The organism is Micromonospora sp. PTRAS2 (assembly GCF_054052245.1).
This window is the reverse complement of sequence record NZ_JBSWBU010000007.1, coordinates 238347-260421: the sequence shown is the minus strand read 5'-3', so window position 1 is coordinate 260421 and position 22075 is coordinate 238347. Positions and strand designations below refer to the sequence as shown.

General features: G+C 72.9%; 19 protein-coding genes. 8 read left to right on the top strand and 11 right to left on the bottom strand.

The features are described from left to right. Window positions 1-37: 37 nt before the first annotated feature. From ACVMYR_RS22580 to ACVMYR_RS22555, 6 genes are read right to left on the bottom strand one after another with little or no spacing between them, the layout of a single operon-like run. The gene (locus ACVMYR_RS22580) at window positions 38-943 is read right to left on the bottom strand and encodes an STM4011 family radical SAM protein (RefSeq protein ID WP_077940207.1); all 906 of its coding nucleotides are present in this window, start codon (window positions 941-943) and stop codon (window positions 38-40) included. Further along, window positions 940-2265 (bottom strand): STM4012 family radical SAM protein, encoded by a 1326-nt coding sequence (locus ACVMYR_RS22575; RefSeq protein ID WP_457122651.1) that lies wholly within the window; start codon window positions 2263-2265, stop codon window positions 940-942. Before ACVMYR_RS22575 ends, ACVMYR_RS22580 begins: the two co-directional genes overlap by 4 nt. Then, window positions 2262-3065 carry an STM4013/SEN3800 family hydrolase gene (locus ACVMYR_RS22570; protein ID WP_457122650.1) on the bottom strand — a complete coding sequence of 268 codons (804 nt, stop codon included), beginning with the start codon at window positions 3063-3065 and terminating at the stop codon, window positions 2262-2264. Before ACVMYR_RS22570 ends, ACVMYR_RS22575 begins: the two co-directional genes overlap by 4 nt. Beyond that, a complete protein-coding gene (locus tag ACVMYR_RS22565) occupies window positions 3053-4171 on the bottom strand; it encodes an STM4014 family protein (RefSeq protein ID WP_431895054.1) in 1119 nt (372 codons plus the stop codon). The genes ACVMYR_RS22570 and ACVMYR_RS22565 overlap by 13 nt, the downstream gene beginning before the upstream one ends. A 1-nt stretch (window position 4172) precedes the next feature. Next, the gene (locus ACVMYR_RS22560) at window positions 4173-5120 is read right to left on the bottom strand and encodes an STM4015 family protein (RefSeq protein ID WP_431895052.1); all 948 of its coding nucleotides are present in this window, start codon (window positions 5118-5120) and stop codon (window positions 4173-4175) included. Between the two features lie 7 nt (window positions 5121-5127). Then, entirely contained in the window at window positions 5128-6060 is a 933-nt protein-coding gene (locus tag ACVMYR_RS22555) for an STM4015 family protein (RefSeq protein WP_431895050.1), read from the bottom strand. 183 nt (window positions 6061-6243) lie between these two features. On the opposite strand from ACVMYR_RS22555, the gene ACVMYR_RS22550 reads away from it, so the two are divergent. After that, window positions 6244-6747: a hypothetical protein gene (locus tag ACVMYR_RS22550; RefSeq protein WP_077940213.1), complete on the top strand. Its 504-nt coding sequence runs from the start codon at window positions 6244-6246 to the stop codon at window positions 6745-6747. 84 nt (window positions 6748-6831) lie between these two features. On the opposite strand, the gene ACVMYR_RS22545 is transcribed toward ACVMYR_RS22550, so the two are convergent. Continuing rightward, window positions 6832-8229 (bottom strand): hypothetical protein, encoded by a 1398-nt coding sequence (locus ACVMYR_RS22545; protein WP_431895048.1) that lies wholly within the window; start codon window positions 8227-8229, stop codon window positions 6832-6834. A gap of 1024 nt (window positions 8230-9253) precedes the next feature. Here ACVMYR_RS22545 and ACVMYR_RS22540 point away from each other — a divergent pair. Further along, window positions 9254-10144 (top strand): hypothetical protein, encoded by an 891-nt coding sequence (locus ACVMYR_RS22540; RefSeq protein WP_457122649.1) that lies wholly within the window; start codon window positions 9254-9256, stop codon window positions 10142-10144. Between the two features lie 223 nt (window positions 10145-10367). On the opposite strand, the gene ACVMYR_RS22535 is transcribed toward ACVMYR_RS22540, so the two are convergent. Beyond that, the gene (locus ACVMYR_RS22535; RefSeq protein ID WP_077940217.1) at window positions 10368-11306 is read right to left on the bottom strand and encodes a cyclase family protein; all 939 of its coding nucleotides are present in this window, start codon (window positions 11304-11306) and stop codon (window positions 10368-10370) included. A 202-nt stretch (window positions 11307-11508) separates the two neighbouring features. Between ACVMYR_RS22535 and ACVMYR_RS22530 the strand changes: the two genes are divergently transcribed. Continuing rightward, window positions 11509-12279 carry a phytanoyl-CoA dioxygenase family protein gene (locus tag ACVMYR_RS22530; protein ID WP_457122648.1) on the top strand — a complete coding sequence of 257 codons (771 nt, stop codon included), beginning with the start codon at window positions 11509-11511 and terminating at the stop codon, window positions 12277-12279. A gap of 39 nt (window positions 12280-12318) precedes the next feature. Next, on the top strand, window positions 12319-13152 hold the full coding sequence (locus tag ACVMYR_RS22525; protein ID WP_228986270.1) for a TrmH family RNA methyltransferase: 834 nt from the start codon (window positions 12319-12321) through the stop codon (window positions 13150-13152). Here the strand turns inward: ACVMYR_RS22525 and ACVMYR_RS22520 are convergent. Next, window positions 13137-13547: a YkvA family protein gene (locus tag ACVMYR_RS22520; RefSeq protein ID WP_457122693.1), complete on the bottom strand. Its 411-nt coding sequence runs from the start codon at window positions 13545-13547 to the stop codon at window positions 13137-13139. The two genes, ACVMYR_RS22525 and ACVMYR_RS22520, sit on opposite strands and share 16 nt — an antisense overlap. Window positions 13548-13629: 82 nt before the next feature. Continuing rightward, window positions 13630-13848, bottom strand: coding sequence for a hypothetical protein (locus ACVMYR_RS22515; protein ID WP_457122647.1), 219 nt, complete (start codon window positions 13846-13848; stop codon window positions 13630-13632). A 420-nt stretch (window positions 13849-14268) separates the two neighbouring features. Here ACVMYR_RS22515 and ACVMYR_RS22510 point away from each other — a divergent pair, with 420 nt between their 5' ends. The 3 genes from ACVMYR_RS22510 (at window position 14269) to ACVMYR_RS22500 (ending at window position 19201) form a co-directional block, all read left to right on the top strand. Beyond that, on the top strand, window positions 14269-16395 hold the full coding sequence (locus ACVMYR_RS22510; RefSeq protein ID WP_457122646.1) for an NACHT domain-containing protein: 2127 nt from the start codon (window positions 14269-14271) through the stop codon (window positions 16393-16395). A gap of 187 nt (window positions 16396-16582) precedes the next feature. Beyond that, entirely contained in the window at window positions 16583-17488 is a 906-nt protein-coding gene (locus tag ACVMYR_RS22505) for a bile acid:sodium symporter family protein (protein WP_077940222.1), read from the top strand. Window positions 17489-18025: 537 nt separating this feature from the next. Further along, on the top strand, window positions 18026-19201 hold the full coding sequence (locus tag ACVMYR_RS22500; protein ID WP_431896840.1) for a GH12 family glycosyl hydrolase domain-containing protein: 1176 nt from the start codon (window positions 18026-18028) through the stop codon (window positions 19199-19201). 120 nt (window positions 19202-19321) lie between these two features. Here the strand turns inward: ACVMYR_RS22500 and ACVMYR_RS22495 are convergent, their stop codons facing one another. Continuing rightward, window positions 19322-21043 (bottom strand): aminotransferase class V-fold PLP-dependent enzyme, encoded by a 1722-nt coding sequence (locus ACVMYR_RS22495; protein ID WP_457122645.1) that lies wholly within the window; start codon window positions 21041-21043, stop codon window positions 19322-19324. Window positions 21044-21230: 187 nt separating this feature from the next. On the opposite strand from ACVMYR_RS22495, the gene ACVMYR_RS22490 reads away from it, so the two are divergent. After that, the gene (locus ACVMYR_RS22490) at window positions 21231-22013 is read left to right on the top strand and encodes an inositol monophosphatase family protein (RefSeq protein WP_457122644.1); all 783 of its coding nucleotides are present in this window, start codon (window positions 21231-21233) and stop codon (window positions 22011-22013) included. Window positions 22014-22075 lie beyond the last annotated feature (62 nt).

The following is a 22075-nucleotide window of genomic DNA, read 5'->3' as shown; positions in this document are numbered from 1 at the left end:
GGCCCGGCCGGGCCGAACCGGCCCCGGCCGGGGACGTTCAGCCGGGCGGCCAGCCGGCGGGGATGCGTTCCAGCAGCCCACCGGCGAACACGTCGCGCAGCCCGAGCGGCTTGAGGTGGACGTACCCGATGTGGCAGTCGCAGGCCCCGTTCACGCAGGTGCGGGGCCGCAGCGCGGCCCGCCACGAGCCGTCGTACAGGTTGCCGATGGGCTCGTCGACGAAGTGGCAGCGGCGCACCGTCCCGTCGCCCCGCACGGAGATCGCCGTCTCCCCGGCGTGGCAGGGCCGGTCCAGCGACAGGTGCGGGCGCACGCTGTAGCCGAACAGCGGGTCCAGCGCCGTCCAGGCCGCCTCCTGCGCGGCGTCGTAGCGGTGGCCGTCGGCGGCGTTGACCCACAGGTAGACGTGCGGCGGGAGCGCCGCGCGCAGCGCCCGCGCCTCGTCGAGGTGCTCCGGCAGCCCCACCACCCCGACGGAGAACCGCACCCCCAGCTCGACCAGGCGGGCGCAGCGGGCCAGGAACCGCTCCCGGGTGACCTGCCCCGGGTGGTACGTCGTCCACAGCGCGGCCCGGGCCGGGTCGGCGTCGGCCAGCCAGTCCACCCGGGCGGCCAGGTTGGTCTGGATGACCACCCGGTCGACGTGCGGCAGGTGCGACAGCGCCACCATCGCCTCCCGGTACCAGCGGCGGGTCAGCCCCTCGCCCCACGGGGTGAACAGCACCGACAGCCGCACGTCGGTGGTCGCGGCCACCCAGCCGGTGAACCGCTCCAGGGCCGCCCGGTCGGCGGCCAGCACGTCCGGCGGGTCGCGCCGCTTCGCGAACGGGCAGTACGGGCAGTCGTAGTTGCAGCTGGCCAGGGGGCCCCGGTAGAGGATCGCCAGGCCGCTGCCGCTGGCCCCGCTGCCGCTGCCTGCGCCGCACCGGTCGGCCGTGCTCACCGGGGCACGTACCCGGTCATCGCGCGGCGCACCCGGGCGGAGGTCAGCCACGGCCCGACGGCGTCGGAGCGGGCCAGCCCGGCCGGGGTGAGCCGCAGCCCGCCGTCGGTGGCCCAGCCCCGCTCGACCAGCCGCCCCAGCTCGGGGAAGTCCTCGCCCGGCGCGGCGCCGAACCGGGCCGCGTAGGCGGCCGCGTCGACGCCCTCGGCGCGCAGCAGCGACTTCAGCAGCCACCGGCGGCGCTGCTCCGTGCCGTCGAGGGCGAAGCCGAACTCGGCGTACGCGAAGTCGCCGGCCGGGCGCGCCAGGTAGTCGTCCAGCACCGCCCGCACCTCGGACACGCTGACCGCGTAGTCGAACGAGTAGTGCAGGCCCGTCGTGTACGACCGCGCGCCGCAGCCCAGCCCCACCATGCCGTCGTCCTGGCAGCAGTAGTCCGGCCCGTCCGGCGCGGGCACGTCGGCGCGGCGGAACTGCCGCATCGACTCCTGCCGGTACCCGGCCGCGCCGAGCACCTCCACCGCCTGCGCGTACAGGGCGAGGCGCTGGGCGTCCCAGTCGGCGCGGGCGTGCGCCCGCCGGCCCAGCCCGGTCAGCGGGCGCACGTACAGCGGGTAGAGGTACAGCTCCTCCGGCCGCCAGGCCAGGGCCGCCTCCAGGCTCTGTTGCCACGTGTCGGCGGTCTGCCCGTCGATGCCGTAGATCAGGTCGACGTTGAGCAGCGGGATCGCCGCGTCGCGGATCGCGCCGAGCGCCGCCTCCACCTCCGCCCGCCGCTGCGGCCGGCCGGCGGCGCGGGCCTCGGCGTCGAGGAAGCTCTGCACGCCGATGCTCACCCGCGTCGTGCCGTGCGCGGCCAGCACCGCGAGCCGCTCCGGCGTCGCGGTGGCCGGCGACGTCTCCACCGACAGCGGTACGCCGGGCAGCCGCGCGCCCAGCGTCGACGTGGCGATGTCGAACAGCTCGGTCAGCTCGCCGGCCGTCAGGTACGTCGGCGTGCCGCCGCCGAACGCCACGCGGGCGTAGCCGGCGTCGCCGCCGAGGGCGTCGGCGACCCGCTCGGCCTGCCGGCGCAACTGCCGCAGGTATGCCGTGACCTGCTCGGCGGGCGCGCCGGTGCGGGTGAACAGGTTGCAGAAGCCGCAGCGCATCTCGCAGAACGGCACGTGCGCGTAGAGGAACAGCGCGTCGCGGGGCTCGGCCCGCCACACGTCGGCGAGCAGCGGCCGGGGCCGCAGCGCCCGGTACGACGTCTTGTGCGGGTACGCGTACAGGTACTGCTGGTACGGCGAGCCGTCGAGGCCCGCGAGGTTGCTGGTCACCATTCTCCCGGTCGCAGGGTGAAGTGGGCGTACGGGACGGTCCACACCACGTCGTGGCCGACCCGGTGGCCGGTGTGGCCGTCCTCCCCGTACGCGGTGCCGTGGTCGGAGCACACGATCGTGAACACCGGTCGCCCCCGCCCGGTGAGCAGGGCGAACAGCCGTCCGACGCGGCTGTCGACGTACTCCAGGGCGGCGGCGTGGCTGGCCAGGTCGTCGGCGTCGGCGCCGGGCAGGTAGTGCCGGTTGGGCTGGTGCAGCGCCGCGACGTTGAGGAACGTGAACAGCGGCTGCCGCGCCGGGACCCGGTGCAGCGTCTCGGCGAGCCGGTCGAGCTGCGCGTCCAGGCAGCCGGGGGCGGTGACGCCGAACTCCGGCTCCCAGTGCGCCTCGGCGAACAGGCCGGGCAGCACCGACCCGAGCGCCCCGCGCCGGTTGAAGAAGCCGACCCCGCCCAGGCAGAGCGTGTGGTAGCCCTCCCGCGCGAGGGCGGTCGGCAGGTCCGCCGCGTCGAACACCCAGGTGCGCTCGCCGGAGGTCTCGCTGCCGGGGAACGCCGCCGCGTACAGCCGCTCGTGCCGCCCCGGCGCGGCCGGGGTGGGCAGGAAACCGGCGAAGAACGCGTGGTGCGCGGCGTAGGTGAAGCTGGCGGGGGAGTGCCGCCGCTCCCACCGGCCGCCAGGCAGCACCCGGGCGAGGGCGGGGGTACGCCCGGCGGCGGCCAGGTCGTCGGCCACGTCGAAGCGCAGCGTGTCCAGGGTGACCAGGCAGACGTCGTGACTTCCGATCAGCTCCCGCACGCCACCACCTCCGCCGCGCGCATGCCGGTGGCCGTCGCTGCCGTGGCGGTGGCCCGCCAGCGTTCCCACCGGCCGCTGGTCAGCGCGTGCACCTGCTCGGCGTAGGTGTCCCGGCCGTCGGCCAGCACCCCGGGCAGCAGGTCCCCGAACGCGTTGACCTCCGCCACCGCGTGCCGCCGCCAGCCGAGCAGGAACATCAGGTCCACCCCGACGTGCAGGCTGCGCGGGAAGCACGCGGCGGCCCGTACGCAGGTCTCCATCGCCGCCGACCACGCCGCCGGGCCGGCGGCGGCCCGCAGCTCGGCCAGGTCGCCGCGCGCGTTGCCCAGGTGCAGGTTGGTCAGCGGCCCGGCGGCGGCCCGCACCACCGCGTGGGTGGGCCGCCCGGCGACGACCACCACCCGCACGTCGACGACCCGGTCGCCGAGACCCGCCTTGGGCAGCCACCGCTCCACGTGCAGCCCCTCGGCGGCGAGCCGGTCGACGAGCGCGGCCACGGTCGCCTCGTCGTCGTAGGTGCGCACCCGCAGCGAGTTGAACAGCCCGTCCGGGGCGACCTCGATCGGGGTGACCGCCCGCACGCCGCGCGGGCCGACGGCCAGGGCCAGCACCCCGGCCGCCGACGAGCCGTGCGCCGGCTTGACGAACACCCGCGCCCACCCGGCGGCGGCCATCGCGGCCCGCAGGGACGCGTACCCGTCGATGGGAGGCAGCGCCGCCGGGACCGCGACCCCGGCGGCGGACAGCCGCGCGTGGCAGCGGCGCTTGTCGCACAGCGCCGCCACGTCGCCGGGGTCGTTGAGCAGCTCCGCGCCGCCGGCGGCGACCCGGGCCAGGCCGTCGACCAATCCGGCGTACGCGTCGGCGAGGCCGAGCAGCTCGCCGTGCCGCGCCGGGGCGGCCGCCCGCCGCAGCAGCCGGTCCACCTGCGGGTCCTCGCCGGGGGAGTCGACGCGCACCAGCGCGCCGGCCGGCGGCGGGGCCGCCCCGGTGAGCACGTCGGCCCAGGGCAGCACCGCAGGGCGGGGCAGCCCGGCGGCGAGCACGGCGGCGGTGAACAGGCCGACGCGACGGTTGTCGGGGTTGCCGACGACGGTCAGGCGCATGTCACTCCGACACCGCCGTGTACCGGTGCTCCTCGTCGTCGTCGATGTCGGGCTCCTGCGGGTCGGACAGGTCCACCGTCACGCCGGGCACGGCGGCCCGGACCGCCGCGACGACCTCGTCGGAGACGTAGTGGTGGCTCAGGTCCAGCTTCGTGAGGTGGGTCAGCGGCTGCCCGCCGGCCAGGGCGAGCGCGCCCCGGTCGGACAGCGTGCCCAGCGACAGGTCCAGCAGCTCCAGCCGCCGCGCCACCGGCGCGGCGGCCAGGGCCTCGGCGATCTCGTCGGCGTGCTCGGCGTTGCACAGCCCGAGCCGGCGCAGCGCGGGGAACCGCTGCCCGGCCAGCAGCGGGGCCAGATCGGCGACGGTCGTGTCGCCGCCGTAGTACTCGACGCCGAGCCACAGCTCCAGGTCGGTCAGCGCGGGCAGCTCGGAGTCGAGCACCGCGCGGACGAAGTCGCCGCTCAGGCCGCCGCTCTCGACCTCGAGGCGGCGCAGCCGCCCGTGGCGCACCGGCGAGAACCGGAAGTCCTCGCCGCCGCGCACCCGCAGCACCTCCAGCTTCGGGTACGCGGTCAGCAGCCGGCTGACGTCGCCGACCCGCATCCAGGAGATCTCGCACTCCTCGCTGACGATGTCGCCGAGGAACAGCGCCGTCAGGTTCGGCAGGCGCGGCGCGGCGGCGCAGAGCTGGTCGAGCGGGGCGGGGTTGACCGCCGCATACCCCCAGCTGCCGACGACGAGGGCCTGCACCGACTCGCCGACGGCGTCGACGAACCGGTCGAACGCGTCCCGGAAGCGGGGGCAGGGCTCGTGTTCGTTGGTGTCGCCCCAGTCGGCGTGGTCGATGCGCCAGGCGACGGGCCCGTCGACGGCGGGCAGCGGGCCGTCGGCGGGGACCTGGACGACCCGGAGGCCGGCGAAGGACTCGGCGTGCGACAGGACGCTCATCGCAGGCTCACTCCCCGACCGCGGTGAAGCGGTATTCGCGGCCGTTGTAGACGTCGGCCTTCTGCGGCTCCGACAGGTCGACCTCGACGCCGGGCAGGGCGGCGACGACGCGCTCGGCGGCGGCCTCGGACAGGAAGTGGTGGTGCAGGTCGAGGCGGCGCAGGTGGGTCAGCGGCCGGCCGGCGAGCAGCGCCTCGGCTCCGGCGTCGGTGAGCACCCCCTTGGACAGGTCGAGCACCGCCAGCCGGTCGACCACCGGCGCGGCGGCGACGGCCCCGGCGACCCGGTCGGCACCCTCGGCGTTGCAGACCGCGAGGTGGCGCAGCGCCGGCAGCCGGGTGCCGGCGAGGATCTCGGCGAGGTCGTCGGTGGTCGTGTCGCCGCCGTAGTCGGACCGGCCGAGCCACAGTTCCAGGCGTTCCAGCGCGGGCAGGTCGCAGCCGCCGGCCGCGCGGACCACCGCACCGGGCAGCCCGCCGGTCTGGAAGACCAGCTCCCGCAGGCCGGTGTGGCGCACCGGGGTCAGGTGCAGCTCGTTGGCCCCGCGCACCCACAGCACCTCCAGCGACGGGTACGCCGTCAGCAGCCCGGTGACGTCACCGTGCGTGAGCCAGGAGATCTCGCACTGCTCGCTGACGAGGTCGGCGAGGAAGACCGCCCGCAGCGACGTCCACCGCTGCGCTGCGTCGATCAGCAGCTCCACGGGCAGCGCCCGCTCGTACGCCGAGCCCCACTCGCCGATCACGACCGCCCGCACCGCGTCGGCGGGCACCTCGTCGCGCAGGGCCGTGACCAGGGCCGCGAACTCCTCGGGCTCGGCCTCGAAGTCCTCGACCTCCAGCCGCCAGGCGACGGCCGACGGATCGTCGGGCAGTTTCATCCCCGGGGTGAAGGGCAGCACGGGCAGCCCGGCGAACGACGACAAGTGGGAGCGGATCACGCCAACCTCCGGCTCGACTGGTGCAGCGGCGGCGCGACCGTAACAGGCCGTACCGACAAGCTGATCACCGACCGGCCCGCCGAGGGCCATATCTAGTCATGAGCGTCGATGTCTGGTAGAAATCCTGCAAGGCCGGCCCCCTGAATCGCAAGAATCCAACCCCCACGGCGATACGGGAGAACCATGTCCACGACCCGCCCCACGCTGCGCCGCCGAGCGGTGACCCTGCTCGTCGCCGCGCTCGCGGCCCTCGGCGTCACGCTCGGCTTCGCCAGCCCCGCCCTGGCGATCACCCACTCCAGCGCCGCGTCCCAGTTGTCGGCCGCCGGCATCTCCTGGACCTCCAGCGGCAACTGCAGCGACCGCTACACCGCCACCTGCACGTCGTTCGACGGCATCCGGCAGGCCACCATCGACGGGATCATCACGTTCAAGCGGGTCAGCGGCTGCGCGATCACCATCACCGCCGGCACCGAGGTCGGCCACGCCGACGGCCCCTACAGCCACTGGACCGGCTACAAGCTCGACATCGGCCTGACCACCTGCGTGCAGAACTACATCTCGGCGCACTTCGCCTACGTCGGCTACATCGCCGGCTTCGGCTACCAGTACCGGTCCGCCTCCGGGAACCTGTACACCAAGGAAGGCAACCACTGGGACATCCTGTACTACACCTGCGGCTGCTGACCTCGTACGCCGACAGCCGCCGCCCGGCACGACGTCCCGCCGGGCGGCGGCTGTCCGGCTACGACGCCCGCGCCGCCGGGCACCTCACCTGACGGCCGACTCCGGGGCCGCCGCCGCGGCGGCCTCGGCGGGCTGCTCGGCGGCCCCGGCCAGCTCGCTCAGCTCGCCGATCTCGGCGGCGAGGCGGTCCGCGCCGACCTGCTGCCGCGGCTTCACCGTCGGGAACTCGGCGGTTTCCCCGCCACCGGCCGCGGCGGCCATCACGGCCGCGGCGGCCAGGTCGGCCACCCGCTTCGCCTCCCGCTGCACCCGGGCCCGCACGTCCTTGGCGTGCCGCTCGGCCGAGTCGGCGGCGGTGCGCGCCTCCTCCAGCCGGTTCGCCTCCGCCGTGAGCTCCTGACGGACCTCGGCCAGGCGGTGCTGCAACTGGTTGACCTCGTTCTCCAGCGCCCCGCCCTCCCGGCGGATCTGCGCGAGCTGCTGCTGTGCGGTGTCCAGCTCGGTGTGCAGCTGCGTCAACGCCTGCCGCTGGCTGCCCACCTCCTGCTGCACGGCGGTGAGCTGCTCCTGGTGCGCGGTCGCCTGCTCGTCGGCGCGCTTGCGCACCTCCGTCGAGTACTGCTGCGCCTCGGCGATCAAGGTGGCGATCTTCTCCTCGGCGGCGGTGAGCTGACCGGCCACGTCCCGCTCGGCCGCCGCCCGGTGCTCGGCCAGCTCCTGCTCGGCCGCCGCCCGCCGCTCGTTGATCTCCCGCTCCACGTTGACCCGCCACTGCGCCAGCTCCTGCTGGCTCTGCGCGCGCGCCGCCTGGACCTCCTGCTGGATCTGGGTGCGGGCCGCCTTGGTCAGCGCCTCGGCCGCCGCCCGCGCCTGCTCCACCTGCTGGGCGGTCAGCTCGTTGATCCGCTTCGCCTCCTGCTGGGCCTGCTCGTGCGCGGCCTCACCGTCGGTCCGGAGCTGCTCCACCAGCTCCTGCACGTCCGCGAGCTGAGCCTCCGCCGCCGAACGCCGCTCCTCGTACGCCTTCTCCTGCTCGGCGCGCCGCGCCGTCAGCTCCGCCTCCAGGTCGTGCAGCGCCTGGGCGGCGTGCTCCCGCGCCTCGACCAGGATCCGCTCCGCCTCGGCCTGCAGGTCGCCGGCCCGCTGCGCGGCGGTGTCCGTGATCGCCGCGGCCTGCTTCTCGGCGAGCGCGAGGATCTGGTCGACCATCGGCCCCAGGTCCCGGAACGACGCCTTGTCCACCTGCGCCGGCCGCTGGCGCAGCTCGGACACCTCCGCCTGCAGCGCCTGGAACTGGAGGGTCAGGTTGCGCAGCTGGTGCTGCGCCCGGTCCCGGTCGGCGGTCAGTGCCGAGGCCGCGGCCTCGACCTGCTCGACGTACCGGTCGACCTGGCGCTTGTCGTAGCCGCGCAACGCCTGCTCGAAGCTCGGCCGCCCGTTCGGCTCGTTGCGTACCGCGAAGGTTTCCCCGCCGTGGGACATCCGGCATCCTCCGTAGAGTCGGACCTATCCGAGAGCCGGCGGTGCGGCCGCCGGGCGTGATGGGGCGCAACGTTACCGGCGTCGCCTCCCGCCGCACACCCCACCCCGTCCGGGCCCGGTGTCGCGGCCCGGCCGCGACGGCCCTGGCCGGGGGGCCCGGCTGCCCCCGCCGGGTCCGCCGCCAGGCCGGGCCGCCGCGTCCCGCGCGTGAACCCGCCCGTTGTACGTGACACAACGCGACCGTCCGCCCCGGCAGTACCACCCCCGACCATGGGCCCTTTGCTCTGCACCCACGGACGCAACGCTCCACGCAGCGCGACGGCCCGACGTGGCCCTCGGCCATCCGCGATCTCGCATGTGCACAGGTAGACGGCGGTGTTGCGGATATAGGTGCAGAGCAAAGGGGATGCGGGATGCCCTGCGAGGTCGACGGGACATGACGCAGAGTCACGCCGACCGGCACGGGGAAGCGCCCGCCGGAACTAGTCACGGAACGTCATCGGCTGCTGGCCTCGCCCTGCCTCGCGGAAAGAGTCGAGGTGAGGCGCGGCGGTCGGGGGCGGTCGAGCCTGTAAGGGGCGCGGTGGGGTCGAGCGGGCGATCGTTCACAGCATTCCTCCTTGTCTCCGATCGGTGGCGGAGCGGCATGCCGGTGCCCACGCCGACCCAGCGCGGGCGAGCGCTGGGGAAGGCGTTCCGGCGGCTCGGCGCTTTCGAGTCGGCAATCCGACAGGTCCGTCGAGCTGGGGCAGAGCTGGTGAAATTGGCCGTCGGCGGCCTGGCCAGCGGCGTTGTTTGCCCTGACCAGCCGGGCAGCACCGAACGAACTGGCCGACAACGGCCCGAAAGTCCATCGCCGTCGACGAAACGGACCAGCATCCCGCTGGTCGACGAGCTTGCCCGACGTGGAGCGGCGGACATAATCCTTTGTCCGCAGGCAACCAGTTCGCCCGCAAGCGGCGTACCAGATGATCCGCCGCCGCAAGGGCATCGCCTAACTTCATACTCTCGGAGAGGAGGACGGTTGTCCCCGTCCGACCACCCCTTCCACCTCTGGATCGCCCGCGACGCGCAGGTGACCGCTGTCGCCCTGACCGAGATGCGGATGAGCGGCAGGGCGAACGTGCGTGAGTGGGGCAGCATCACGGAGGTGACCCCCGGCAAACAGATCACCGGGAGCGCGGCGAGCAAGCGCGTCACCATCCAGCTCATCGTGGTGGCCATCGTCTCCCTGTACGTCTGCGGCCTGGCGTCCGCCGCCTACTGGTGGTTGCTCCTGGCCGTGGACCTGGCCCTCGTTCTGCTGGCGGTTGCCGCCGGGTTCAAGGCGGCCAGGCGGAGCACCGTGGTCGCCCCCGACATCGACCTCTACCCAGGCATCCACCGCCTGCTCGCCACGCACGAGGAACGGCTGTCGTTCCGGGATCTGCAGGCCCTGGCGGAGCGGATCGGCAGGACCCTCCCCGCTCTGGACAGTCTGGTCGACCCGAGCGACGCCGCCGAGTTGGTGGCGGAGAGCCTCTGGGAGGGCGCGGCGGTTCTGGCGCGCAGGCAGGAGATCCGCGAGGTGCGCGACGAACTGGGCCGGCACGCGTCGGACGGCACCGTCGAGACGAACCGTGCCCGCCTCGACCTTCAGAGTCAGCAGCAGCGGGCCGGCGACCTGTGGGAAGAGGTCAATGCGGACCTCGCGAGGCTGACGTCCCATCTGATGGCGACCGCAGCGGCGGGGGAGAGGTTCGTCCGCGACCAGGATCTTGATGACACGTTGCAGCGCACGGGGGCGGCCCTCGACAAGCTGTCGCTCGACGGCTCCCACGCCGGGGCCTACGCCGGTGAGCAGCTTGCCGACGAGACGACGGCCGTGTTGACGGCCTACCGCGAGCTGAACGACCTGTACGGCGGCAAGTCCTAGCAGCACCGACAACCGACCCCGTCCCGTCGGTCGCCGACCACCGGGCCGGCGTGCCCGACGACCTGGTCCGGCTCGTCGCGCGGCTGCTCGCGAAGGACCCGCAGGACCGACCGGCGTCGGCCATCGAGGTGTACGAGGTGCTGGCCCCCTTCGGGGCGGTCGAGGCCGGCATCGCCTCCGACGTCCCGATGACGATGGCCGACGGCCGGCAGGTGGACTGCGGTCAGAACGTGGCAATCGGGTTGACCGGGCTGCCGGACGTGCCAGCGAAGCGGACCGGCGCGACCGTGAGGTGGAAGTCCCACTGGCCGAGCTCGGCGGCCGTCGCCGCGCACGCCTCCAGGTCGCAGTTGTCGAGCAGCCACAGACCCATCGCGACGAGACCCACGGCATGAACCGGCATCAACACGTCGTCGTATCCCGACGGCTGAACATCCTGCGGGGTGTCGGCACCGATCAGCGCGACGCCGCGTTCATGCAGCCACGGCAGGCAGGACGCGTGCCAGCCGGCCTGCGTGAAACCGATGGACTCGCCGGCCTCGTGCCGGGCGCGGCCATAGCCGGTCCGTAGGAGCACCGCATCACCGGAGCGCACCTGCACACCCTGTCGGCGCTCGGCCGCCTCGAGATCATCGGGAGACACACCCTGCCCCGGTTCCAGCCACGGCACACCGCGGGCCCTCGCGACGTCCAACAGGACGCCACGCGTGATGATCCCGTTCGCCGCCGCCGTGACTGCTGCCCACGCCGATCCCGTTGCCGGGTCGACCAACGAGTGCGACCGCCCGTTGTACATCGTGCCGTCCCAGAAGACGTGGCACGGCGAGTCGACGTGGGTGAGCGTGTTGCCGTGAAACGTGATGCCGATCCGCTCGGACGAGAAGCCCCAGCGCCGGTCGGCGTGGAAGCCGGGCACGGGCATGTTCTCGGCACCCGGCATATCGGCGGCGCACGGGCACGACGTCGTCGCCCGTTCCATCTCCTCCGGTGCGGCAACCTCCCACGCGCACGACACGCTCCTACCGTGGCGCACGGCCCGCGCCGCCGCCAGCCGGACGTCGTCGGTGATGTGGTTCAGGGTGCCGAGCTGGTCTTCGTCGCCCCACCGTCCCCAGTTCGACAGCAGGTTGAAATACCCGAGCACGTCGTCCTGCGTCGGCATCGCTCGCCCTGCCGTCATCCCAGCCGGCTCCTTCGGTCATGCGGTTCGAGGCACCGCAGGCAGGTTATCCCGCCGCCGGAACAGATCCGGCGATGACCGGCCGATCAGAGGCCGACTGACCGGCGCTGTCGTGCCCACACCCGACAGAAGTGGCACGCGAAGTGTCGGGTGCCCGGCACCGGTGTCGCCGCACGATGGGGGCATGGACGACACGACCCTGGTATCCCGGTTCCTTCGCGACGGCTTCGTGAAGCTGCCGGGCGCCGTCGCACCGCGCGTCGCCGCGGACTGCGCCCGGCTGCTGTGGCGGGAGACGGGCTGCGACCCGGACGACCCGGCCACGTGGACGAAGCCCGTGCACTGGGTGCCCGGCCTGGCGCAGGGGCCGTTCGCCGCCGCACCCAACTCGCCGTTCCTCCACCACGCGTACGACCTGCTCGTCGGGCCGGGACGCTGGGAGCCGCGTTACTCGCTGGGCACGTTCCCGCTGCGTTTCCCGCACCCCGACGAGCCGAACGACGCCGGCTGGCACATCGAGGGCAGCTACCTGCCGGAGGGGGCGAACTGGTACTTCACGAACCTGCGCTCCCATGGCCGGGCGCTGCTGATGCTGTTCCTGTTCAGCGAGGTAGGCGAGGAGGACGCACCGACCCGCATCCGCGTCGGCTCGCACCTCGACGTGCCGAAGGTGCTCGAGAAGTACGGCGAGGACGGGGCGAGCGGGCTGGACATCGCGCCCGACCTGGTGGCCGCCTCCGACCACCGGCCCCTCGCCCTGGCCACCGGCTCCCCGGGCGACGTGTTCCTGTGCCACCCGTTCCTGGTGCACGCGGCGCAACCCCACCACGGGACGAGGCCCCGCCTCATGGCCCAGCCGCCCCTGATGCCGGCCGCGCCGTACGAGCTGGAGCGGGCCGACGGCGCGTACTCTCCCGTGGAGATCGCGATCCGCCAGGGCCTCGGGTGGGCATAGGCGGCTGACGAAGACGAGGGAGGCGGGACAACGGTGGGTCTGCGGGTGACTGGCCGCAACGCGCGGTTCCAGCAGTGGGAGGCTCTCCTGCGCAACCGGACCAAGCGGCAGCGCCGCGGCGAGTTCCTCGTGCAGGGCGTACGCCCGATCGCCGTGGCCATCGAGCACGGCTGGCAGATCCGGGAGCTGCTCTACGACGCCGACGTCCAGCTGTCCGGCTGGGCACGCGAGACGCTGGACACGGTCCGGGCCGAGAGGTTCGCCGTTTCCGGTGAGCTGATGCACGAGCTGGGCGGTAAGGCGGACGCGGTTCCCGAACTGCTGGCCGTGGTCGCGCTGCCGGAGGACGACCTGTCCCGCATCCCGGCCGGGCCGACCACGCTCACCGTCGTGTTCGACCGGCCCACCAGCCCCGGCAACATCGGCACCCTCATCCGGTCCGCAGACGCCTTCGGTGCGTCCGGCGTGATCGTCACCGGCCACGCCGCCGACGTGTACGACCCGAAGGCGGTGCGGGCGAGCACCGGCTCGCTCTTCGCGCTGCCCGTGGTCCGGGCGTCCGCACCCCAGGCCGTCCTGTCCTGGGTCGCCGGCCTTCGCGCCGACGGAATCGGCGTCGGCGTGGTGGGCACCGACGAGCACGGCCCACTGGAGGCCGCCGAGTACGACTTCACGCAGCCCACGCTGCTCCTGATCGGCAACGAGACCACCGGTCTCAGCGCCGGCTGGCGGGCGGCCTGCGACCAGCTCGTCCGGATCCCGATGACCGGGGCCGCCAGCTCCCTGAACGCGGCGGCCGCCGCGACCGTCGTGCTCTACGAGTCGGCACGCCAGCGCAGCGGTGCCGCCCGGCGGTGTCAGACGGTGCCCTGACCGGCCGAGGGTGCGCCGAGCAGCCGCTCGATGAGCCGGGTCTCGCCCCGCCAGGCGGCCAGCAGGACGTCCCGGGGCACCTGCCGGCCGGCGTAGCGCAGGGCGAGCGCCACCAAGACGATGTCGTCGAGGGGGCCGATGACGGGCAGGAACTCGGGGATCAGGTCGACGGGGCTGGCCACCCACAGGCCGGCGAGCAGGATGGCGAGCTTCGCCCGGCGGGGCACCCGGGGATCCCGGCGCAGCCGCCGGACCATGGTGACGCAGTCCGGGACGAAGGCGGCGAGGTCCCGCAGCAGGCCGGGCGGGAGCCGGCGCGCGAGCAGGATCAGCAGCGCCCAGGAGGCGCCCAGCAGCGCGACCGCGCCGGCCAGGGCGACGGCCCAGTCGCGCAGGGCCAGGTCGTGATCGGGTACGGGGTGCACGACTGGTCAACGTAGTCGCGCTTCCCGGCGACGTGGGCAGGAGGTGCGGGTGTCAGCAGGAGCCCTCGTGCCAGCTGAGCTGCGTCACCGTCACCGGAAGATAGAAGATGTTGCCGCCGGGGGGCGTGCAGAGCGCGTAGTGGCTCGTCGACCCGTCCGGCCAGGTGTAGGAGTATTTCATGTCGACGTTGCGGGGCGTGTAGTTGTAGTAGGTCTTCGCGGGGGCGCTGCCGGACCACTCGCCGGCGCTCACGAGGGACGGAGTCTCCACGGGGGCGGGGTTCGGGTGCGCCCAGTTGGGCCAGACGCAGAACGTGCCCTGCGCGCAGTTCCCAGGCGGCCACGCTTCGGACGCCTGGGAAGGTGTCGCCGACGCGGCGGGCGCGGTGGCCAGCAGGCCGGCGGCGGATATGGCAAGGGCAAGGGATCTCAACAGCACGGCATTCCTCCCGAAATTCATTGACTTACGTCAAATTAACGTCGAAAAGTTGAGCGGTCAAGAACGTGGCCATGATCCCTGGTCGATCAGGATTTCGACCGTTCCGCAAACAGCGGCCACACCGGCTCGTCCACAAGGGATAAACTTGTTGTCGCACCGGAGCCCGGCGGCCCGGGCCCCAGCGGAGGACGGGATGTCTGGACCGACCTGTTCGTAGGCCTGCTCAGGCTGCCGTGCCCCCAATGGTTCGTCGTGATCTCCATCGCGGTCGGGGAGGAGGCGTCGATGAACCTGTCGGAAGGTCCACGCCGGACGGCGGCACGACGGTGGCCCTGGGCGCTCGCCGGCGTCGGCATGCTGGCGTTGGTGTGGTACCTGGCGGGGCCGATCGTCGGGGAGTACCTCGACGCGGACCTGCCCACCCGTGACCAGATGAGCAGCGTGGCCTCTCTCTGGGTCGCCATGGTGAGCCTGATGGTGTCCACGATCGCGGTCTGGTCGCAGCACCGGCAGGCGTCCCGTTCGGCGTCCGTGAGCGTGCCTTCGGTGGCCGATGTGGCCGAACAACTCGGCCAGGCGGTGCAGCATCAGTGGGAAGGGGAGGAAGAGCGCCGCCGCGTCCATGATCCGGTCGCCCTGTCCCTGCGCTGGAAGGCCGTCGACGCGTTCTTCGACCACAAGAAGAACATCGGCCGGTCTCCGGCACGCGCACAAGGCCGCCCGATCCAGTTGAACGGGCGGCTCAGCGAGATCGCGCAGGTGTACCTGAGCATTCCGTCCAGGCGGCTGGTCGTCCTGGGTTCCGACGGGTCGGGGAAGACGGTCCTGGCGGCCCGGTTGGCGCTGGATCTGCTGCAGGTGCGCCAGCCCGGGGAACGGGTGCCGGTCATCGTCAGCGTCGCCGCCTGGGACCCGACCACCACGGACCTGGCCGGTTGGTTGACCGCGAAGCTGGCACGCGACTATCCAGGGTTGGCCCCAGCGCGGTCCGGGCTCCCGAACCTGGCCGCCGAACTGCTCAAGGCCCACCTGATCCTGCCGATCCTCGACGGATTCGACGAGATCCCCAGGGGTCTGCGCAACCGGGCGCTGAAGCGGCTCAACGACGTCCCGAGAATGCCTCTGGTCCTCACCAGCAGGCCCACCGAATACACCGCTGCCATCGGCAGGGGACGTGTTCTCAGTGGGGCGGCCGGCATCGAACTGGCCGCACTCGATCTGCCCGACATCGAGGATTACCTATCCCGCTCCACTCGTCGGGAGGTCCTCCGCGACGGTGGCCACTGCGGAGTGTGGGATCCGGTCCTGGACAGGCTCCGTTTGCAGCCGGCGCACCCGGCCAACAGCGCGGTACGGCAGGCGTTGTCCACGCCGCTCATGCTCTCCCTGGCCCGCACCGTCTACGGGGACACGCCCGAGCACGATCCGCTTGAGCTGCTGGACACGGCCCGGTTTCCCGACTGCGAGACCATCGAACGACACCTCGTCGCCGCCTACCTGCCCGCCGTGTACGACCACGCTGACAAGAACGGGCGCCACTGGCCGCCCGAGCGCGCCCACCGTTGGTTGGCCCACCTCGCCTCGCACCTCGACCAGTCCGACAGCCGCGACATCGCCTGGTGGCGCCTACGGAACGGCATACCCAAGGTGCACCGCTTCTGGGCGTTCCTCGTCGCGTTCTATCCCGCAGCGACGTTCGGCGGATTCGGGTTGTCGCGGGCGCTTCATCTCGAGCCGGTTTCCTTCGTGGGGCCACTGATGGGGGGCTTCGTGGCGCAGGTGCTGGCCAACGTCACCTGCGTGCCCGCGGAGGGGCCCGATCCCGCCCGCACGCGTTTCGACTTCCGCCATCGCCTCCCGCACCTGGTGAGCATGCTCGGGCTCGGGCTCATGGCTGGGCTGACGGCCGGCAGCATTCTCGCCTGGCTGATCGGGCCCCCGATCGGGTCCTCCTTCGTGATCGCATTCGGATTGGCCCTCGGGTTGTCGATGGCGGTCACGGCCGCATCGCACAGCTGGATCGACATCGACACGGAGGTCAGCCCCGCGAGTGCCCTGTCCGGTGATCGGAGGCACACGATTCTGACCCTCCTCCAACTGGGCTGCGCGGTGTCCGTGTTCGCGTCGTTCATCTCCGGGCCGGTGTATGGCGTCGTGGTCGGGCTCGCGACCGGGCTCATGTGGGCACTCACGAGCGCGTGGGGGCAATGGTTGGTCCTGATACGGCTCTGGCTGCCCCTGCGGGGCCGCCTGCCGTGGCGCACGTTCGCCTTCCTGTCGGACGCGCGAGATCGGGGTGTGCTGCGTCAGGTCGGAGCCGTCTACCAGTTCCGCCACGCCCGGCTCCAGCATTACCTGTCGGGGGCTGACCGAGCCTGATCCGGGCTCCTGGCTCCTCGCCCCGCGCCCCTTACCCGGCCCCCACCTTCGGCCTGACCGAGGACGTCTTGCGTCACTGTGCAACTGACGCCGACAAGGGCTGCGCATAGGGCAACATTCGAGAACCGGGGCGGTGGCCGGCGGTGTGAAACTCATGGATCTCTTACTCCCGGAAGGCGGAGTCATCATGAGTAACGACACCGTGCTCATACTTTTTCCCATCGCTGTCGGCATCGTCATGCTCGGGCTCGGCCTCACGCTGACCCTCGACGACTTCCGTCGCGTGGTGCGATACCCCAAGGCGATGGTCGTCTGCCTGGTCTCCCAGATGCTGATCCTGCCGGCGATCTGCCTGGGCCTGGTCGTCGCGTTCGACCTGCGACCCGAGCTGGCGGTCGGCATGATGCTGCTCGCCGCCTCGCCGGGCGGCAGCACGGCCAGCCTCTACAGCCACCTGTTCAAGGGCGACCTGGCGCTCAACATCTCGCTGACCGCCGTCAACTCGGTGCTCGCGCTGTTCACCCTGCCGATCATCGTGAACCTGTCGGTCGCGGGCTTCGTCGGCTCGGACAGCTCGATCGGCCTCCAGTTCGACAAGGTGATCCAGGTGTTCGCCCTGGTGCTGATCCCGATCGCGATCGGCATGGCGATCCGCGCGAGGTTCACCGACGCCGCCCTGCGGTTGGAGCGCGCCGTCAAGGTCCTGTCGGTGGTGGTGCTGATCCTGATGATCTCCAGTGTGATCGCCGGCCTCGGCTCGGAGGTGTTCGACATCCTCGGCGAGATCATCCTCGCCGTGGTGGCGTTCAACCTGATCAGCATGGGTCTCGGCTACTTCGGCCCCCGGCTGCTGCGCGTCGGCGAGCGGGAGTCGATCGCCTCGGCCTTCGAGATCGGCCTGCACAACGCCAGCCTGGCCATCACCATCGGGATGAGCCCGACGCTGCTCGACAACTCGACGATGGCGATGCCGTCGGTGACGTACGGCTTCGTCATGTTCTTCACCGCCGCCGTCTTCGGTGTCGTCGTCTCCCGGCGCGTGCGCGCGGGCACCGCCACCGGCGACTTCTCGGCGGCCCCGAGCCGGGTGTGACGCCGCTGCCGCGCCGGACCCGATCCCGGTCGGGTCCGGCGCGGCCGTTCTCGCGCTCGTTGCCCTGACCAGGGTGGTGATGCGGGCGCGGGCGCGGGGTCGGGGTGCGCCAGGACGCGGGTCGGCGGCGTTGACGGGTGGCTGCCGACTGCCGTAACGTCGTATCGACGTGCGTCGATGAACGGTGGGGTCGTCCGGGCCGGACGCCGCATCCATCTGGCGGTTCCGGGCAATTCGCCATCCGGGTCGCCGCGTCCGTCAGCAGCCAGGTCCACGGGAAACCACCGGCCCGCCAGCGACTGTGAACGCTAACATCACCCACCCCGCTTGCCCCTCCCCACCCCGCCCGCCGCCACCCCGCTCCACCCATCTCCACCCATCTCCACGCTCGCCGATCTTGCAGTTTGGGCCCCTCGCATGGGCGTTCGGCGCTATTTGTCGGGGCCGCAAGTGCAAGATCGGCGGGCGGGCGGGCGTGGCGGAGGTGAGGCGGAAGCGGAGAGGGGCACCGGGTGGCCGGATCGAAGGAGAGAAGTCATGGGGAATCGAAAGCGGCTGGCCCTGCTGGCCGTCAGCACGGCCGCGACCGTCACCGTCGCGGCCGCCGGGGTGGCCGTGGCGCAGGCGGCGGCGGCCGGGTGCGCCGTACGCTACGCGGTGTCGTCGCAGTGGTCGGGCGGCTTCAACGCCGACGTCACCGTCACCAACCTCGGTGACCCGCTGACCTCCTGGCGGCTCACCTGGACCTACGCCGCGGGCCAGCAGGCGACCCAGGCGTGGAACGCCACCGTGACCCAGAGCGGCGCACAGGTGACCGCGACGAACGTCGCGTACAACGGCGCGGTCGCCACCAACGGCACCGTCGGGTTCGGCTTCACCGGCTCGTGGAGCGGCGCGAATCCGGTGCCCACCAACTTCGCGGTCAACGGGGTGACCTGCAACGGCCCGACGACCCCGACGACCCCGCCGCCCACCACCACTGCGCCGCCCACCACGCCGCCGCCGATCGGCGACTACCCGCCGTCGGGCCGGCTGTGCAACAGCACCGACGTGATCGACATCGGCAAGTACTGGATCCCCAACAACCAGTGGGGCGCCGGCACCGGCTCGGGCAGTCAGTGCATCTGGACCAGCGGCGGCTCCGGTGACCGCATCTCGTGGGGCACCAGCTACAACTGGAGCGGCCAGGCCGGCACCGTCAAGTCGTTCGCGGCAGCGATCCTCGGCTGGCACTGGGGCTGGCGGCGGCAGAACACCGGGCTGCCCGTGCAGCTGTCCGCCAACCGCAACGTCAACACCAGCTGGCAGTTCACCGTCACGCAGAACGGCACCGTCAACCAGAACGTCGCCTACGACTGCTGGCTGCACCCGATGGCCAACCCGGGCTCCGCCGACCAGCCCTCGGACGAGCTGATGATCTGGCTCTACCGCTCCAACGCGTCCCCCGCCGGCAGCCGCCAAGGCACGGTCACCATCGCCGGCACGACCTGGGAGATCTGGCGCGGCTACGTCGGCACCTGGAACGTCTACTCGTACGTGCGGACCAGCAACACCACCAACGCGAACCTGAACATCCGCGACTTCACCAACGACCTGGTCGCCCGGGGCTGGATGAGCAGCTCCAAGTACCTGACCAGCGTCCAGGCGGGGCCGGAGATCTTCACCGGCAACGGCCAGGTCACCACCAGCACCTACTCGGTGACCATCAACTGACTCCGGACCGTCGGCCCCGTCCGCGCCCCACGGTGTGGCGGGGCCGGCGCGTGTGGCCGACCGGGCGGGGCGGCCGCGCCGCGAGGGGCAACGGGCGCGACCCCCGGGCCAGCCGCCCGGTCAGGGCGACGACGGCGCGTCCGGGGGCGCAGTGCAGGCCGGCGGAAGGTGGAACCAGCGCAGCGCCTCGACGCCCGACGGCAGGCCGGTCGGGCCCTCGTCGAGGCGGTCGTCGCGGCCGGCGAGGATCCGCCGCGCCTCGCGCAGGTGTCCGGCCAGGGCCTCCTCGCCGACCCGTTCCCGCCGGCCGACGGCCATCGGGCCGCCGGTCAGCAGGGGGCCCAGGTCGGCCAGGCGCAGCGGCCGCTCCGGGCCGCGGCGGTGCCGCCACAGGCCGCTGCCGACGTCGAACCGGTAGTCGGTCAGCAGCCGGTGCCCGTGCCGGGCGATCAGGTCGACCGCGTCGACGAGATAGTCGGCGACCACGTCGGAGATGAAGTAATTGAAGGTGATCCGCGCCCAGCCGGGCTTGATCCCCTCGCAGCCGAGGGCGATCTCCTCCCGGAACGCGCGGGAGCGCTCCTCGTCGATCGCCAGCAGGCGGTGCCCGTAGGGCCCCGCGCAGGAGCAGCCCCCGCGCGCCTGGATGCCGAACAGGTCGTTGAGCAGCGCGACGACGAAGTTGTGGTGCAGGTGACGGTCGCCGTGGCGGATCTGCACCGACACGATGGGCAGTCGCCGGGCCCGGGTGCCGCCCAGGACCTCGATCCCCGGGTTCGCCGACCAGCGGCGCAGCGCCCGCGCCCACAGCCGCTCCTCGCGGGCCCGGATGACCTCGGTGCCGACGGCCTGCTTGAGGGCGAACACCAGCCCCGCCCGGATCGACTCGACGATCGCCGGCGTGCCGCCCTCCTCGCGGGCGACCGGGTCGTCGAGGTACCGGTGCCCGACCGGGTCGACGAACGCCACCGTTCCGCCGCCCGGGGTCGTCGGCACCCGGTTGCGGGCCAGGTCCCGGCGCACCACCAGGACGCCGGGCGTCTGTGGGCCGCCGACGAACTTGTGCGGCGACAGGAAGACCGCGTCCTTGCCGTCGGCGGCCCCCGGCGCCGACTCGCCCATCCGGATCGGCACGTACGGGCCGGCGGCGGCGTAGTCCCAGCACGACAGGGCGCCGTGGGCGTGCAGCAGCGCGGCGATCGCGTCGGTGTCGGAGAGGATGCCGGTGACGTTGGAGGCGGCGGAGAAGCTGCCGATGCGCAGCGGCCGGTCCGCGTACCGGGCCAGTTGCGCGGCGAGCTCCGCCCGGTCGATGTGCCCGTCGGCGTCCGCGCCGATGACGACCACCTCGGCGTACGTCTCGCGCCACGGCAGCTCGTTGGAGTGGTGCTCGTAGGGGCCCACGAACACCACCGGACGCTGCCCGGGCGGGACGCGGTCGAGCAGGCCGTGGCGGTGGGTCGGCCCGTGCGGCAGCCGCAGTTCGAGCATCCCGATCAGCTTGTCGACCGCCGCCGTGGCCCCCGAACCGCAGAAGACGACGACGTGCTCGTCGGTGCCGCCGACGGCGTCGTGGACGATCCACCGGGCGTCCTCGCGCAACTGTCCCGTCGCCAGGCCGGTGGCGGAGCTCTCGGTGTGGGTGTTGGCGTAGCGGGGCAGCACCCAGTCCCGGACGGCGTCCTCCACGAAGTCCAGGGCCCGCCCCGAGGCGGTGTAGTCGGCGTACGTGATCCGGCGCGGCCCGTAGGGGCCGTCCAGCACCTCGCCCTCACCGACGATCCCGTCCCGGATCCGGGCCAACAGCCGGTCTGCCGTGCTTGACGCGCCCAACGTGCCCATGGCGAACTGCCTCCCCGTGGCGGTGTCGGGGCAGGTCGGCGGGCGTCGATGTCCCGAGCGCCGACCCCAGTGTGCCCCACGCGGCCAAGGGACGGCGCGGCGGTCGGCCATCCGCGTGAGCTGGTGCCGGGACCGCTTCCGGTGCGACGATCGCGACCGTCCCTGCGGCCGACACGAGGAGAACACGATGGTCAGCGGTGCCGAGCTGGACGACTGCCGGCGGGTCGCCGAGGAGGCGGCGCGGCTCGGCGGCCGGGAGCTGCTGCGGCGCTTCGGCGACCACGGGCGGGTCGACCACAAGACGGCCTCCACCGACCTGGTGAGCGAGGCGGACCGGGCCAGCGAGGCGCACATCGTCCAGCTGCTGCGCGCCCGCCGGCCCGACGACGGCATCCTCGCCGAGGAAGGCAGCGGCCACACCGGCAGCTCCGGGCTGCGCTGGGTGCTGGACCCCCTCGACGGCACCGTCAACTACATCGCCGGCATGCCGTTCTGGTGCGTGAGCGTGGCCTGCGAGGAGGAGACGCCGGACGGCTGGCGGCCGGTCGTCGGGGTGGTCCTCGACCCGGTGCACGACGAGCTGTTCCACGCCGTCCGGGGCCGGGGCGCGTTCCGCGACGACGTCCCGCTGGCCCGGCCCGCCAGCACCGCGCTCGACGAGGTCATCCTCGCCGTCGGGTACGCCTACGACGTGGCCCACCGCAGGGTGCAGGCGGCCGTGGTCGCCGACCTGGCCGGCGACGTGCGCGGGGTGCGGATGCTCGGCTCCACCGCGCTGGCCCTGGCCTGGATCGCGGCGGGCCGCTGCGACGCGTACGTCGAGGACCGCACCTTCCGGTGGGACTGGGCGGCCGGTCTGGTGATCGCCGTCGAGGCCGGCGCGGCCGTCGAGGTGAGCGGCAGCCGGGTCCTCGCCGCCCCGCCGGAGCTGATCGACGGGCTGCGCCCCCGGGTCGCCGCGCTGGGCTGACGCCGCCGCGGGCCCGCGTCACGGTGGTGCGCTGATGGTGCGACGGGCCGCCCGGCGAGGGG